This window comes from Acetobacter orleanensis (genome assembly GCF_001581005.1).
Lineage (GTDB): Bacteria > Pseudomonadota > Alphaproteobacteria > Acetobacterales > Acetobacteraceae > Acetobacter > Acetobacter orleanensis.
On the sequence record NZ_LHZV01000030.1, the window covers coordinates 1 to 14,862 of the forward strand.

Genomic DNA, 14,862 nt, shown 5'->3' on the forward strand with positions numbered 1-14,862 from the left:
CAATATGGGAAGAATTTCAAGATCTAACAGGCCCTAAACATAACAACACTCCTTTTGTTGGCTTGTCTCCTTCGACAAAGTTGATTGTGAAAATATATATAAAATTTATTTAATGAATAGTCAATATTATTTATTCATTATTCGCATACTTATTTATGTCTATACTTATTTTATTTGTCATCTCTATTGTTTTAGTTTTTTTTGCTATCACTTTCTCCTTTTATAATTCCTGCAATAACCTTTAACCCAAGAAGGGTTATTGTTGGTGCAAAGATAAATTTTGCAAATTGTTCAGCATGTTCATTGCCTATCCAAAAAAAATAGATACCAAAAACAAGTTCTACACAGCACATCACTGAGAAGAGATTCATCATCTGACCGAACCAGAACGGTTCAGACGATTGGCTGTCTTTTTCAGGTAACCATTTTCTACATAGCCGAAGAATGCCGAATGTCGCAGGCACCACCAGTAGGATGCCTGCAATCTGCCCAATTAAAATCCCGTAATTACTCCACACAGACATACGTCCTGACATTAAAAATTAGACGAATCCTGCGTAACACAAGTTACCGTTTGTGATACGATAATATAGATATTAGTAGAGTTTGTATAAATTTCTTACCTCACTCCATATCGTCACGTAATACATATGGAGGATAATGATGAACTACGGATATGCTCGTGTTTCAACTGACGAACAAACGAATGAACCGCAGATACAGGAACTAATCAGGCAAGGAATATCTCCTGAGCAGATATTGACTGAAAAGGTCTCAGGGAGTGTCTTGGCTAAGGAACGTTCTGCCCTCTCCGGCTTAATAGCCAAATTACAGGCGGGAGATACATTGACCGTGATGAAGTTGGACCGCCTTGGCAGGAACGCTATCGATATTCTATCCTTGATAGACGAACTCACGGAGAACGATATAGGCGTTCGCGTTCTGAACCTCGGCGTAGATACATCCAAGGCTTCAGGAAGACTGTTCCTCACACTCTTGGCAGGCTTCGCAGAGTTTGAGCGCGAAATTATCCGAGAACGCTGCATAGCAAGGCTGGAATCAGCCAAAGCCAATGGAATCCTGCTTGGCAGAAGGAACGTCCTCACCCCAGAGCAAAGAATACAAGCCCGCCAGCTACGTCAGGAAGGCAGAACAGTGTCTGAAGTTGCTCGTATTCTGCACACATCAAGGATGACTGCATGGCGAGCTATGAATTCAACCAACATCACGAAAACGTGATAATATCACAAACGGTAACTTGTGGTATAATCTGCAAGGATTTTTAAGCTTATTGATTTTGATATTATCGCAACTGATTGATCATTATCTACATTTTTCACCAAGGAATCAATAATATCAATTCCTTGGTATCTATAATATTATAATGCGTCTTGAATAAATCTTCTGATTTCTGAAGAGGTCATTTTATTGTGCCGTCCGTCATAAGTACCTGTATTTTGGTTCCAAATACTACCTTTAGACACAAATAAAATCTTACCTCCAAGCCATCTTGTTGCAATTTTACTTTCTTTTGGTATAGGCACTTCATGACCATAATCGTCGTGTGTTAAATAACCGCGTTCCCAGACATCTCTACTTTGGTAATTTCCAGGAGGAAACTCGAAAATATCTTCTCTAAGGCTATCTGGATTGCTTATTGCGTATTCTTCTTGTGCTGTAATCTTGTCTAATTCTAAGAGAAGAAAAGACTCTTGCGGTTGGGTTGGGAAAAATTCCAATGTCAGTGAAAGAGGCTTAACAATTTCTGCCATCTGATCTTCAACAAGAAAGCTTAAACATCCATATTCTGCTGATTTTTGTACACTTTTAAAATCAAACCCGCCTCCTGACGGCAGATGGGCATGATTTAGGTTTTCACCAAGAAATGGTTCAATCGCATTTTTGATACGATCAATTCCTAACCAAATAGACGTATCTGGAGGGTTACTTCCTACAGCTTTGGAAATCGCTAGATTCCAAGCGACGAAGCAATCCTGCCAATATTCTTGATGCTTTTGCATGCACATTATCCCTAATTCAAAGCTGACCGAATAAAAATTGAACTGTTTTACATATCAACAAAAAACTTGGGGGCTTGCAAGGTCCACAAGATGCATGTGATACATGTTTGTATCACATTGTGGATAACTCTATATTTAGTGATTTTTTAGTTATTAAAGTCAGTATGTTGTGGTGATTTTGGTTTTTCCTCCCGTACGGGACGCCATTGTTTTCTTTGGCTTTTTTGGCGGAACTTCTCCAAAAAATATTAGTTTTTGCACCATCGCAAGGAACGTCATACACTCCTCTCATGTTCGATGACACGAAACCTCTTGCTGGTGATGTCATGAGCGGGCGCATTGATTCCGCTACAGGTAAGCCCCTCCCTTGCGGCGTAAGCTATCGTGGCCCAAAGCAATACATGACCCGTAAAATGGTCGATGGTCGGCGGGGGCAGGAAACCTTCTCAAGTGCGGCACAGGCCAGGCGCTGGCTCAGTGAAACAACTGCCAAAGCAGAGCTTGGCCAGTTCACAGATACGCGCCCTCTCGACAAGATGACGATTGGCACACTTGTTGAACGGTATCGCGATGAATGCATGGCCGATCGGAAAGCCGACAGGGTCGGGCATATCCCAGCCATTCTGCGCGATCCAGCACTGTCTTCGGTACGATTATCGAAATTCTCGGCTGCAGACGTCCGTGACTTCCGTGAACGCACGACCGGGGCCGGATATGCAGCCACGACTGTGGTGAAGCGACTTAATCTTTTGGCCTCCATTATCCAGCATGCCATCTCGGAATGGGATATCACCATCGTCAATCATGCTTCTGGCCGCATTGTGAAACGACCAGAGGGGGCTGACAAAAAGCGTAACCGTCGCCTTCAGGAAAATCGGGATTCCTCTCTTCCATGAAAATTTGAACGCCTGATTGAAGCCATCGGCGCCTCCCCTCACCCAGATGATATATGGCTTGTCCGATGGTCGATCGAGCAGGGCACACGCCGGGGCGAAGCCCTCCAACTTCGCTGGGATGACATTGTTCTTCAGCGTCGCACCCTGAAGCTGGGCGGTGAGAGCGGAAGGACCAAGACGCATCGCCATCAGGAGGAGCACGGGCCAGAGATAAGCCCCCTCACGCCGGGCGCACGCCGCCTCCTGATCGAGAAGCTTGCAACGCTTCCACATCAACCCAAACCAACACTGGGACTCTTTGATGTCGGAACTGAAGCGGCCTTCAGTGTCCGATATGGCCGCATGGTACGAGATGCCGGACTGAAAGATCTGACCTTCCACGACCTAAGACATGAAGCAACCAGCCGGTTAGCAAAATTGCTGCCCAATCCGCTCGACCTCAAACGCGTTACAGGCCATCGCAACCTGAAATCACTGGATCGCTATTACCAGCCCGTTCCTGAAGACATTAGTCGTCAGATTGAGGAAGCTGAACGTGTATTGGGTATGCTGTCTGAAGATAAATCCCTGAAGGACTGAAGTCTCTTCATCTCCAGCAATACCCTCATCGCTTCACCAGAAAATGGAACGAGAGGTCAGAAAGAATTTTCTTTCTCTGATCTCTCTTCCTGTGCTATCAGGTTTTCACGGCTCAACACCGTTCTTCTCCCCAAAAAACAATCTGAATTCTTGTGTCCTTTGGGAAGTCCTGCATCTGTGGCCCAGTCATCCGTCACGCCTAAGGTTTTGCGCTATCGCGATGCCGCAACCTATCTGGGTATTAGTCATTGCCGATTACGGAATCTGGTAAGCGAAGGACGTGGCCCAGCTTCCGTCACCTATGGCAAACGGGACAGGGCTTTTCCAATTGCCGCTCTGGATGCCTTTATTGAACAGCGGACAACTAGCTATCAACCTGTTACGCCAGAACCCATCACGGTCAAACGTCGGCCAGGCCGTCCCCGCAAGACCGAACAGCGCAACCAGAAACAGATGGCACATTGGACCGCAGTCATGATGACACTGTTTATGACCTATCTTCTCTGGGCCTATGGCTTTCTTAGTATTGCAACAGACTTCATGACAAACTGAGAACCATTAAAGAAACAGCATTCCTCGCTTTTGCCCCCTAGCAGATTACGTGTGACGCATCTGGAAGGTTCTTTGCGCTTCCTGAGCAAAATACAGTTGCATCAGATATCCTGACTACTATCAGAATTTGCACTAAATATAACCTCCGCTTCCGCCTCATGTCGGTCATACAAACAATTGAAATAATTTTCCGAAAGCTGACATTCACCAAACGTAAGCGTGCGCCGATCGAATTAGGTACGGTGGCACATTTGTTTGACATTGAGAATGTTGTATCCGCTCTCGGTGTCATAAGGGTCAATCTAGCGGACTAAGCAGAACGTGATCGTTCCCTCGCAATCCGTAAGCCTTGTCGTTAAATCTTTCTGAATAAAGCAAAGTCGCATATTCCATGATCATGCGATTCCTGACCCGAATAAAGTCACTGCAAGCTCTTGAAGCCGCGGCCCGACATGGCAGCTTCGTGGGAGCGGCTTCCGAACTAGATGTCACGCCAGCGGCAGTTGGCCAACTCGTGCGCTCACTTGAAGACTGGGTAGGCTGCCCTCTTTTTAAGCGCTCACGCTCGGGCCGTGAACGCCTGACACCCACAGAAGAAGCACGCGAAGCCCTCAGTGATATTACACATGGTCTGGACCTGCTGGAGGCCGGTCTGAAGACGCTGAAAGGACGTAAAGCTCGCTCCATTGTGGTGATCACCGCCTCTCAGGCTCTGGTCGCCAACTGGCTTCTGTCTCGCCTGAACGATTTTACCTCGGCATATCCAGACATCGACGTCCGTCTGGACGTTTCTGATCGTGTCATGGACCTGACACAAGGAGATGCTGACATTGCCATTCGTTGCGGGATGGGGACCTGGAAAGGCGTCAAGGCTACTTATCTCATGGATGAGGAAATTATTGCTGTCTGCCATCAGCGTCTCTTACCCTCGCATGGAAAGGTTGATGCGAACTGGATCGCCACCCAGACCTTGATCCATGACGGCTCTGGACATCCTGAGGGTGATTTCCCCACATGGGAAAAATGGCTGACACAGGCTGGTGTCGCTGAAGCGCCGACTGATCACGGGTTCAGCATTAACTCAGCCGCTGCCGTCATTCAGGGAGCAGTTGCCGGTCGCGGCGTAGCCCTTGTCCGAAAAAGACTGGTCGCGCTGGAGATTGAAAGCGGTCGGCTCGTTCATCTTCTTCCAGACCAACGCTGGCCAGTGAAATGGGCGTATTATGTCGCAGCGACGAACAAGGCATTACGGCGCTATGAGGTGAATGCCTTTCATGACTGGCTAACAACAAAAATTGCGCTCCAGCCGGAAAACACGCCTTCCTAAATCTGAAACGGTCTCCAATAAAGAATGGTGTCCGGATCGATGAGAGAAGATGAGAGACGAGAAAGTTTTTCTTTGTCGTCGATATCGTCGAAATGGGTCGTGGTTTTATCGTCTGTCATTCATTGTGCGCTTCAGTTGGAAGTAGCAGGGATGACAAGTCGATGCTCGGCGGAAAGACAGCACTTGTTACAGGCGGTTCTAGCGGGATCGGACTGGCATCTGCCCGTAAACTGCTTGAACAGGGCGCACGTGTCGCCATTATGGGACGCTCGAAGGACAAGCTCGACAAAGCGGTCGCGGACCTCGGTGGGGATCGCGTGCTGCCTCTTCAATGCGACGTCGGGTCCAATGAAGATCTGGAGCGCGCCGCCGAGTGCCTGAAACAGGAGTACGGTGCGCTGGACATCCTGTTCGCCAATGCGGGGCTCGCTTACGGGACACCTCTGGGGAGCACCGACGAAAGCGCCTATAACCGTATGATGGACGTCAACGTCAAAGGCGTCTTCTTCACAGTCCAGACTTTTCTGCCCCTCATACGCGAGGGCGGCTCAATCATTCTCAATACATCATGGCTCAATCAGGTGGGCACACCGGGACGGGCAATCCTGTCTGCCTCGAAGGCAGCAGTGCGTTCCTTTGCGCGCACGATGTCAGCCGAACTTCTGGATCGAAAGATCCGTGTGAATGCTGTCAGTCCGGGCTCCATTGAAACGCCTATCCACCGCGGCGCCAACCAAACCGAAGACGCGTTCCGCGCCTATTCTGAACGTGTTGGAGAACAGGTACCGATCGGACGTATGGGGCGACCGGATGAGATTGCCGCTGCTGTGCTGTTTCTGGCCAGTGAGGCATCGAGCTACATGCTGGGCGCGGAGATCGTTGTCGATGGCGGAAGAGCAGAGTTATAAATCATGTTGTTAAATGAGGATCTTTCCAAAAGAGCCCTTGTCGATTCCGGGTCTCTGGACTGGGTGCCGAGTCCGACACAGGGTGTCGACCGTCGCATGCTGTTTCGGCTTGGAGCAGAAAAAGCGCGGGCAACATCGATTGTGCGTTATGCACCCGGCAGTCTGTTTCCGCGTCACGCGCATTCCGGTGGCGAAGAGTTTCTGGTTCTTGACGGCGTCTTTCAAGACGAGACCGGAGATTTCCCGGTTGGAACGTACGTCCGCAATCCGCCAGGTTCGAGCCATGCGCCCGGTAGCGCAGATGGTTGCACGATCTTTGTCCGGCTCTGGCAATTTGCCGCAGATGATCGGGAGCGCGTCGTGTGTCGCCCTGATGAGGGACAAGTCTTGCCTCTCCGCTCCGGTGTGACTGCCTCTCGGTTACTGTTCAAGGGCTTCGGAGAAAAAGTCGTTTTGGAGGACTGGGAGGCTGACACACATCAGGTGCTGGTCAATCCCGATGGTCTGGAGCTACTCGTGCTTTCCGGCTGCCTCACGGAAGGCGGAGATGAACTGACACGGTGGAGTTGGCTCCGTCTACCGGCAGGAATGCCTTTCGATGCCCGGATTGGCACCAAAGGTGCGCGCGTCTGGTTCAAGTCTGCGCCTCTGCTGCATCCCGATGTCTGCGCCTTCGATGCAACCCCTTAATACGATGAAAGGTCAGGCATGAAACCGTGTCTTAAAGCTGCTTTAGTCGGTGTTGGCGGAACTGTTGTTCTGGATGTGTGGGCCGCAGCAATGGGCCGGATTACAGGGAAGCCTGTTACCAACTGGCCCATGTTTGGTCGCTGGCTTGGCCATATGACCCAGGGGCAATTCGTCCAGTCTGACATGAGGAAAGCCAGCCCGGTTCGGGCTGAAGCAGCAATTGGATGGTCAGCCCATTATGCCATTGGCATCGGCTATGGATTGGGGGTTCTGGCATGGCGCGGGCCTACGTGGTTTTCCCGACCGACGCTCGGAACACCCCTGAAACTCGTCTGGATGCTTCTGGTCGCGCCCTATTTCATCATGATGCCAGGTATGGGACTGGGCGTAGCGGGTTCGAAAACACCGCAGCCCACGGCGACGCGGATCAAAAGCGTCATCGGACATTCAGTCTTCGGTCTGGGTCTGTATGCCTCAGCCCTGATCCTGCGTCGCAAGTAAGCGGACCCGTCAAATGATTACATGCGATGTCGCCATTGTCGGTGGTGGTCTGTCGGGGTTGTATGCGGCCCGTCTTCTCCGCAAGGCATCGATTGATGTCGTGCTGATAGAAGCGCGAGCACATTTAGGTGGGCGCATTCGGACAGTCGACGACAAAGGGCAGCCAGCGGAAGATGGCTTTGACCTCGGTGCCTCCTGGTACTGGCCCCACATCCAACCGGCCATCGGTGAGTTGATCGCTGAACTTGGGCTTTCGTCTTTCACACAGAATACCGATGGCGACGTTCTGTTCGAGCGCATGTCCCGCGAGCCTGTTCATCGTTTCAGTGGCATGAGACAGGAACAGGCCTCGAGACGGCTGGTTGGAGGAACCGCGCGCCTTATCAACGCCTTGACGTGCGACATGCCTGCCGACCGTTTGCTCCTAAACCATCGCGTGACAGAAATGGCACTGACTGACACAGAGGTATGTCTCGCATGTCAGTCCTCAGATGGTCTGGTTGAGACCATCATGGCACGACATGTTATCGCGGCCTTACCACCCCGGCTTCTTGAGGCGACTGTTACATTCACCCCGGCGCTGGAGAAGACAGATGCCGTCCATTGGCGGGAGACCCCTACATGGATGGCCCCCCATGCCAAGTTTTTCGCTCTCTATGAACGTCCATTCTGGCGGGATGACAGATTGTCCGGCACGGCGCAAAGCATGGTTGGACCGATGGTTGAAATCCATGATGCAACCACATCCTCTGGCAAAGCAGCTCTCATGGGGTTTATCGGCGTGCCAGCCGCCCAGAGAAGGCTGATTGACGAGGAGACGCTCGTGAAAGCCTGTGTTGGGCAGTTAGGCCGTCTGTTTGGTCCACTCGCAGCAAAGCCGCAGGTGACCTTGTTGAAGGATTGGGCGACGGATCCTCTGACGGCTACTGAGGCCGACGTCGCCTCAGGCGGTCACATTACAGCTGCAAATGAGCCGTGGGTTACAGGAGCATGGCAAAAGAGGCTGACACTGGCGGGCAGCGAAACAAGCTCGCAGGAACCTGGCTACATTGCAGGCGCCATCATTGCGGCCAGACGTGCTGTAGAAGACGTATGCGGATGATGGCCCAGAAGGATGAAACAACTGGGCCGATGATCCATATCCTTCCGCTTGAAGAATTTTCCGGCACGAGAGAAAGGCAGCCGCACTTCCGGGTGCCGGAAATAAACTCCATTTTTCTTGGGGTTTCGTAAAAAAAAGGAGAGAAAAAATGACCACCTTTACACATGTTACGGTTGGCACAAATGATCTCGAAGCTGCCCGTAATTTTTATGACAAGGTACTGGCAACACTCGGCTGGACCCGTATCGCGGATCTGGGAGATAAGGGCAGCATCTGGGGCGACGGCAAGCCTTCCTTTTTTGTTCTTAAACCGATCAACGGTCAGCCTGCCACGGTTGGCAATGGCGTAACGATCAGCTTTGAAGCCGCAACGCATGCGGCAGTCCATGCTTTTCACGAAGCGGCACTTGCGCTGGGAGGGCCGGACGAGGGCGCTGTCGGGCCGCGGAACTGGGCACCCCATGCTTACGCCGGGTACACACGTGATCCTGAAGGCAATAAGATCGCCGCTTATTGTTTTGCAGCGGAATAAAGCTGGCAAAGGATGCTTCCCGGTTGGTTATTTGCGAGAGACAGAAGTAAAAGTGCTGCAAATCAACTGCAAAATTGTAGATTATAGGTATATCCATTCAATTCATTTCCATACCGGTTGGATTCTATTGATATTTTATTGGTATAAAATGGCGTACTGTCGAAAGTTCGTGGATATAGGAATATTAATCAAACAGGGTAATATTTGGAAGGGTTTTGATGTTTATTGGATTTATCCCATTCCTGATCGCAACAATCGCCGTCGGACAGTCGCTCTACGATGAACGACGCGCGCGCCTGCTCTGGGGGGGCTCTGCGCTAATGTTGATCTTATGGGCTACATGGCACGGATCACATCATGGCGCGCAGCTTGGGATGCTCGCGGCATGGTGAGCAGATGGTTTCGATGGCTGGACATTGCCGCACTCGCGGGTACATGCCTGTGTCTCCTCGTCGCCTTCGTCTTCCAGCTTACGCTGGGTGATCTACCCTGCGCTTTTTGTAATCTCCAGCGATTAGGTTTTCTGATTTTTGGTGCTGGTCTGTTCCTCAACATGCGGTATGGAACCAGTCCTTGGAATTACGCGCTAAGCGCGGCTGGCGCACTGGTTGGCAGTCTCATCGGGCTATTGCAGATGTTCGTCCATGCCCTGCCTGGTACCCCGCCGACCGGCACGGCCCTTCTAGGGCTGCACATGTACTTCTGGACGTACCTCGTGTTAACCGGTGCCGTTTTCTATACCATATGTGCGCTCGTCTGTTTCGCGGCATGTCCTGGTGACCGGACGCCACGCCGCTCGACCGGCACTGCGATTGTCTCCGCCGTATTCATTTTACTTGTGGGCGCCAACCTTGTCTCGACCTTCCTCGAGAACGGCTTTCACCCCTTTAAGGCCGGTGGCCAGAAGCACTATGCGATGCTGTACGACGGCGATGTGATGAAACCTTGACCAGGAGATACCATGACCAACGTGAGAATAACCCCTTGGCAGAATGGCGAGCCAGCACCTACAGGATTAGTGGAGGGTATCCATGCCCGCAGACCTGGAGGCAAGCTCATCGGTATAGACCGTGTATTATTGAAGAGTGTTCCTCTCGCCACCGGCTGGAACGATCTGCTTGGCCGGGTGAGATCAGAATTTGAACTGCCACTTGAGTACCGCGAACTGATCATGTGTCGCGTTGCAGTGCTCAATCGTGCGGAATTTGAGTGGAACGTACATCAGCCCGCTTATCTCGCAGCAGGGGGCACTCAGGCCAAGTGTCAGGCGTTACGGGAAGAAGGCATTGCATCCTTGTTCGATGAAGCAGAAGCCACGCTTCTGAATGTTACGGACCAGTCGACGCGAGAGATCGAAGTTGACGCAGTCTTGATCGAGACGCTCAAAGGGATGTTTGGTGAGCGTCAAACGGTGGAAGCTGTTGCAACGGTGGCGGCCTATAACATGGTGTCGCGCTTTCTGGTTGCACTGGCGATCTGAGAGTGATGGAAAAGAGGGTGGCTTCCGATCGTAACATTCGAATTCTCACCGTAGCTCAGGCGCTAGGTGGTGCTAATGCGCCGATCGTTATTTCCCTCGGTGGTCTTGTCGGGCAGCAGCTTTCTGCTGACCCATCACTGATGACGCTACCGGTTAGCCTACTCAATCTTGGTCTGGCGCTGGGCACGCTGCCTGCTGCCTCCGTAATGCGCCGGTTCGGGCGCCGTTCGGGCTATGTGTTTGGTGCCTGCATCGGCATGGTTGCTGGATTAGTCTCGACGTTCGGTATCCTGCATGCCAGCTTCATTCTGTTCTGCATGGGTACGGCAACTGCTGGCCTCTATTCGTCGTATGTACAGAGCTACCGGTTTGCTGCGGCAGACAATGTTTTCGGTGCCGAACGTCAGAAAGCCATAGCCCGCGTGATGGCGGGTGGTCTTATCGCCGCAATTGTCGGTCCGCAACTCGTGATCTGGTCGCGTAACATGCTGCCTGGTATGCCTTTTGCTGGGAGCTTCCTCAGTCAGGCAGGACTTGCTGCCTTATCTCTCCCCGTGTTGCTATTGCTGGATCGTTCGTCCCCCTCGAATTTAAATGAGGCGACTAACGTGACAGATCGGCCTCTTCTCGCGATCCTTGCTACTCCTAAGTATTTAATTGCCATTGTCACGGGCATCGTTTCTTACGGTCTGATGACCTTCGTTATGACGGCATCGCCAATTGCCATGGTTGGTCACGGTCTCAGCATTTCGCAAGCAACACTTGGTATCCAGTGGCATATCTTGGCGATGTACGGCCCTAGCTTTATCACCGGTCGGTTAATGGCGCGCTTTGGTAAAGAACGGTTGGCAGCAATTGGACTGCTTCTCATGGCAACTTCTGCTGTAGTGGCGCTCAGCGGTACCAATCTTGCTCACTTCTGGGGCGGATTGGTGTTGTTGGGGGTGGGGTGGAATTTCGGGTTTCTCGGTGCGACAGCAATGGTTGCAGATTGTCATACGCCTACCGAACGGAGCAAAGTTCAGGGTGCTAACGATTTTCTGGTGTTTGGCACTGTTGCTACAGCATCCTTCTTTTCAGGTTCGCTATTACATAGCGGAGGATGGCAGACGATTAACTGGATAGTAGTGTTAACAGTCGTACTGGTCTTGATACCTTTGGTGTGGACACTGACACGTCGCAGTTCAAGCTTGCGTTTGGAAAGGTAATTCTATGAAAAATATAATCTGGCGGATACTTGTCTGTCTGTTGGTTGTGGAAGTTGGAAGCGGTGTCGCCCACTCGCAAGCAGTTGGGAAGGTGGTTCAGGCTGACCAAGGCTTTGCGAACCGTCCTGATCCGTCGCTACGCTATCGCGTGGTGTTCGAAACGACGCAGGCGGCGAGTGATCCGACACATATCAACCCAGCATTAGAACGAATTGCACGCTTCATGAATCTTCTTGCATCTGACGGAATACATCCCAAAACTAACGATGTAGTAGCAATGGTTTATGGACCAGCCACCCTATCTATTCTCTCTGATACAGCATATCGGGCACGCTTTGGCCAAGACAACCCTAATACGCAGTTGTTGCGTTCATTGCGTAAGGCTGATGTTTCAATCGAGGTTTGTAGCTATGCTCTATCGAACAAAAAAATATCGACAGATGCTGTCGCTGACGGGATCCAGATTGATCTGTCCGCTATCGTAACTTTGGCCAATCTGCAATTAAGAGGCTGGGCTATGCTTCACGAGTGACGGCGCCTGCTTAAACGTGGTTACGCGATCGTCTATGGTGCAAAACAGAATATTCGGTTTGCAGATAAATTGTCGTTCTGATGGAAAATTACGCAATCAAGGTGCTGCAACCTTTTTACGATTGCAGCAGCTCAGATTATAGTTCTTCTCACTTGTTCGCTGAGAGTTGAACTATCGTCTTGTAGTTATCATTTATTACTTCGGTAATGAATCAATTGCGTCAAACACTCGCGACGTATAAACAAGGGCAGCGCCCGCATTTAGGGCAATAGCCGTGCCTAATGCTTCAGCAACTTCATCACGAGAAGCTCCCAATTCAATAGCCTTTTGTGCATGAATAGAAATACATCCATCGCACCGCGTAGTCACGGCAACAGCCAGAGCGATCAGTTCATGAATTTTAGGTTCGAGTTTCCCCATTTTGACAGAGCCGCTATCGATTGTCTGTAATCCACGCATTGCTTCCGGGTTTAAGGCTGCGAAATCACCTACTCGGGCGACGAGAGCTTCGCGGTAGGCGTTCCAGTTCTGCATTGTAGCCATCGTTATCTATTCCTTGATTTCGACATTTAAGAAATTTTTTGTGTAATAGTAACGTCAAACTCTGCCCGCTGTGACGCCACCATCAACAGGCAACACGACGCCAGTGATCCATGAGGCGTCTTCTGAAGCTAGAAATAGAATTGCTTCTGCAATATCTCGCGGTTTTCCGTTGCGCCCCAGCGGATGAAACGCATCGAAAGTTGGCAGAGTCTTTTCGACCTGTTCTTCCGTCATGAACGTGTTGTAGATCGGCGTTTCTACTACGGCAGGAGCCACTACGTTCACGCGGATCTTGTAACGTGCCAACTCGATAGCAAGATTGCGAGCCATTGCATGAACGCCGGCGTTGGCGGCGGAATAGGCTGCTGATGGGGTCGCACCGATTGCCTGAATGGCCCACATTGAACCGGTTTGCACAATCGCGCCGCCTGTCTCTTTCATGGCTTTAGCGGCGGCCTGCGCTGTAAAAAATTTCCCTTTTAGGATCGTGTCGAGATACCAGTCGTATTCTTTTTCGTTCAGATCAAGAAAAGGCTTAGGGTTGAATACCCCAGCGTTATTGACCAATACATCCAATTTCCCAAAGCGCGAAACGGCAAGGTCGACCAATGCTTGTCCAGTTGCGAGCAAGGCAATATCTCCGGCCGATCCGATCACTTTTTGTCCCGTGGGATCAAGGTCGCGCACAGCAGCTTCAAGTTTAGCAGGATCTCGGCCGTTGAGGACAACAAATGCGCCTTCAGCGAGGAACCGGGCTGCAGTCTCTTTCCCTATGCCCGAACTTCCTCCGGTGATGGCGACAACCTTTCCTTCAAAACGCATGACATTCTCCTGCTTTAAAACTATCTACCGGTAGATAGGTAGGTTTGTGCTATCATTTGCTTGTCAGATAGGCAAGCTCTATCTTTATTCACTCAGCGAGTTATGAATGATCGAATGATGGAGCAATTTAATCAAACAGCAGAAGCGATCATCGTGTCGGCGGAGCGTCTTATACGAGAGGGTGGCTACAATGGATTCAGTTTTAGAGAAATCGCAACTGAAGTTGGTGTCAAAAGCGCAAGCGTTCATTATCACTTCGCGACCAAGTCCGATTTGGCCGCTACTGTTGCTCGCCGCTATACGGAGCGTTTTATGGTGGCCATTGACGATGCAATGAAATGCGAGACTAACGTCCGGATCGTATGGATAAATGCTTTTCGACGTGCGTTAGTTGAAGACGGAAAAATGTGTCTTTGTGCCGTTCTGGGCACAACATCCAACTCATTGCCGGTTAGTGTTCAGACTGAAACGCGTAGATTTTTCGAATGTGCACTAGATAAATTAAACCTTAGCGGATTAACGGAAACTCAATCTGTGCATATTTTGTCGACGTTGGAAGGTGCCATGTTGCTGTCTTTAATATTCTCAAAAACCTCTGTTTTCGACCAAGCGGTTAAAGAGTTAATGTAATCACATCTAGGTAGGCGATATTTATAGGTAGCCTACCTAGATAAAAAATATATTATTCGTATTATATTATCTATTAATTTCAATTTTTCCATTCATATGGATCGACCGGAAAAAATTAGCGTAATTAGGCGACGTCTTGAGAACAGCTTGATGAATTTCTTCGATTTGATCATTGCTCCCGTTACTACTAATGCAAACGATATATTGCACTTCGTCATAGCCATGATTGATATTACGATCTATACCGAGAAAACCTCGGATATCTAATTTTCCAGTAGTTTCTATTTCAAATTTATATATTTCTACATTCCTTATTGAGGTATTAACTATGTATCCCACAGTAAGGCAGGCATTCAAGGCTGCCATTAAAAGTTCCTGCGGGTTGGGCGCTGTGTTATCTCCAAGCAACTCCAATGGTTCGTCAGCCAGAATAGTAAAATCTCTTTTGTAATTGACGTGCCCCCCCGGAAATGTAGCCATTTAAAAACAGAGTCCGATCGAGAAGGATACGGACGAATGAAACGCAGTCGTTTTACGGA

20 protein-coding genes are annotated in these 14,862 nt (G+C 50.1%); 15 read left to right on the forward strand and 5 right to left on the reverse strand.

Features of this window, described 5'->3' with window-relative positions:
* Positions 1–191 precede the first annotated feature (191 nt).
* Positions 192–524, reverse strand: coding sequence for a hypothetical protein (locus AD949_RS00575; RefSeq protein WP_048836477.1), 333 nt, complete (start codon positions 522–524; stop codon positions 192–194).
* 136 nt (positions 525–660) lie between these two features.
* Here AD949_RS00575 and AD949_RS00580 point away from each other — a divergent pair, with 136 nt between their 5' ends.
* Positions 661–1,239 carry a recombinase family protein gene (locus tag AD949_RS00580; protein WP_048836478.1) on the forward strand — a complete coding sequence of 193 codons (579 nt, stop codon included), beginning with the start codon at positions 661–663 and terminating at the stop codon, positions 1,237–1,239.
* 140 nt (positions 1,240–1,379) lie between these two features.
* Here the strand turns inward: AD949_RS00580 and AD949_RS13930 are convergent, their stop codons facing one another.
* Complete coding sequence (locus AD949_RS13930) at positions 1,380–2,021, reverse strand: hypothetical protein (RefSeq protein WP_141325490.1); 642 nt, start codon at positions 2,019–2,021, stop codon at positions 1,380–1,382.
* 290 nt (positions 2,022–2,311) lie between these two features.
* Between AD949_RS13930 and AD949_RS14660 the strand changes: the two genes are divergently transcribed.
* From AD949_RS14660 to AD949_RS00640, 13 genes are all read left to right on the forward strand, one after another.
* Positions 2,312–2,917: a hypothetical protein gene (locus AD949_RS14660; RefSeq protein ID WP_306308938.1), complete on the forward strand. Its 606-nt coding sequence runs from the start codon at positions 2,312–2,314 to the stop codon at positions 2,915–2,917.
* A gap of 51 nt (positions 2,918–2,968) precedes the next feature.
* On the forward strand, positions 2,969–3,496 hold the full coding sequence (locus AD949_RS14665; protein WP_280136441.1) for a site-specific integrase: 528 nt from the start codon (positions 2,969–2,971) through the stop codon (positions 3,494–3,496).
* Between the two features lie 177 nt (positions 3,497–3,673).
* Positions 3,674–4,048: a helix-turn-helix transcriptional regulator gene (locus AD949_RS00590; RefSeq protein WP_052944575.1), complete on the forward strand. Its 375-nt coding sequence runs from the start codon at positions 3,674–3,676 to the stop codon at positions 4,046–4,048.
* Positions 4,049–4,439: 391 nt separating this feature from the next.
* The gene (locus tag AD949_RS00595) at positions 4,440–5,375 is read left to right on the forward strand and encodes a LysR substrate-binding domain-containing protein (RefSeq protein WP_209421660.1); all 936 of its coding nucleotides are present in this window, start codon (positions 4,440–4,442) and stop codon (positions 5,373–5,375) included.
* Positions 5,376–5,536: 161 nt separating this feature from the next.
* A complete protein-coding gene (locus AD949_RS00600) occupies positions 5,537–6,283 on the forward strand; it encodes an SDR family oxidoreductase (protein ID WP_048836320.1) in 747 nt (248 codons plus the stop codon).
* 3 nt (positions 6,284–6,286) lie between these two features.
* On the forward strand, positions 6,287–6,973 hold the full coding sequence (locus AD949_RS00605; protein ID WP_048836321.1) for a cupin domain-containing protein: 687 nt from the start codon (positions 6,287–6,289) through the stop codon (positions 6,971–6,973).
* A gap of 18 nt (positions 6,974–6,991) precedes the next feature.
* Positions 6,992–7,474, forward strand: a complete 483-nt coding sequence (locus tag AD949_RS00610; protein ID WP_048836322.1) for a DUF2938 family protein — start codon at positions 6,992–6,994, stop codon at positions 7,472–7,474.
* A 13-nt stretch (positions 7,475–7,487) separates the two neighbouring features.
* The gene (locus tag AD949_RS00615) at positions 7,488–8,576 is read left to right on the forward strand and encodes a flavin monoamine oxidase family protein (protein WP_048836323.1); all 1,089 of its coding nucleotides are present in this window, start codon (positions 7,488–7,490) and stop codon (positions 8,574–8,576) included.
* Between the two features lie 148 nt (positions 8,577–8,724).
* Complete coding sequence (locus AD949_RS00620) at positions 8,725–9,108, forward strand: VOC family protein (RefSeq protein ID WP_048836324.1); 384 nt, start codon at positions 8,725–8,727, stop codon at positions 9,106–9,108.
* 340 nt (positions 9,109–9,448) lie between these two features.
* Positions 9,449–10,057 carry a disulfide bond formation protein B gene (locus AD949_RS00625; protein ID WP_158319956.1) on the forward strand — a complete coding sequence of 203 codons (609 nt, stop codon included), beginning with the start codon at positions 9,449–9,451 and terminating at the stop codon, positions 10,055–10,057.
* 12 nt (positions 10,058–10,069) lie between these two features.
* Positions 10,070–10,588 carry a carboxymuconolactone decarboxylase family protein gene (locus tag AD949_RS00630; RefSeq protein WP_048836326.1) on the forward strand — a complete coding sequence of 173 codons (519 nt, stop codon included), beginning with the start codon at positions 10,070–10,072 and terminating at the stop codon, positions 10,586–10,588.
* A gap of 17 nt (positions 10,589–10,605) precedes the next feature.
* On the forward strand, positions 10,606–11,796 hold the full coding sequence (locus AD949_RS00635; protein WP_244463403.1) for an MFS transporter: 1,191 nt from the start codon (positions 10,606–10,608) through the stop codon (positions 11,794–11,796).
* Between the two features lie 4 nt (positions 11,797–11,800).
* Complete coding sequence (locus AD949_RS00640; RefSeq protein WP_052944576.1) at positions 11,801–12,328, forward strand: DsrE family protein; 528 nt, start codon at positions 11,801–11,803, stop codon at positions 12,326–12,328.
* Between the two features lie 195 nt (positions 12,329–12,523).
* Here AD949_RS00640 and AD949_RS00645 read toward each other — a convergent pair whose 3' ends face one another.
* Positions 12,524–12,862 (reverse strand): carboxymuconolactone decarboxylase family protein, encoded by a 339-nt coding sequence (locus AD949_RS00645; protein ID WP_048836332.1) that lies wholly within the window; start codon positions 12,860–12,862, stop codon positions 12,524–12,526.
* 63 nt (positions 12,863–12,925) lie between these two features.
* Entirely contained in the window at positions 12,926–13,693 is a 768-nt protein-coding gene (locus AD949_RS00650) for an SDR family NAD(P)-dependent oxidoreductase (protein ID WP_048836328.1), read from the reverse strand.
* Positions 13,694–13,807: 114 nt separating this feature from the next.
* On the opposite strand from AD949_RS00650, the gene AD949_RS14600 reads away from it, so the two are divergent.
* Positions 13,808–14,323: a TetR/AcrR family transcriptional regulator gene (locus AD949_RS14600; protein ID WP_280136440.1), complete on the forward strand. Its 516-nt coding sequence runs from the start codon at positions 13,808–13,810 to the stop codon at positions 14,321–14,323.
* Positions 14,324–14,389: 66 nt separating this feature from the next.
* Here AD949_RS14600 and AD949_RS00660 read toward each other — a convergent pair whose 3' ends face one another.
* Positions 14,390–14,803, reverse strand: coding sequence for an OsmC family protein (locus AD949_RS00660; protein ID WP_082064781.1), 414 nt, complete (start codon positions 14,801–14,803; stop codon positions 14,390–14,392).
* Positions 14,804–14,862 lie beyond the last annotated feature (59 nt).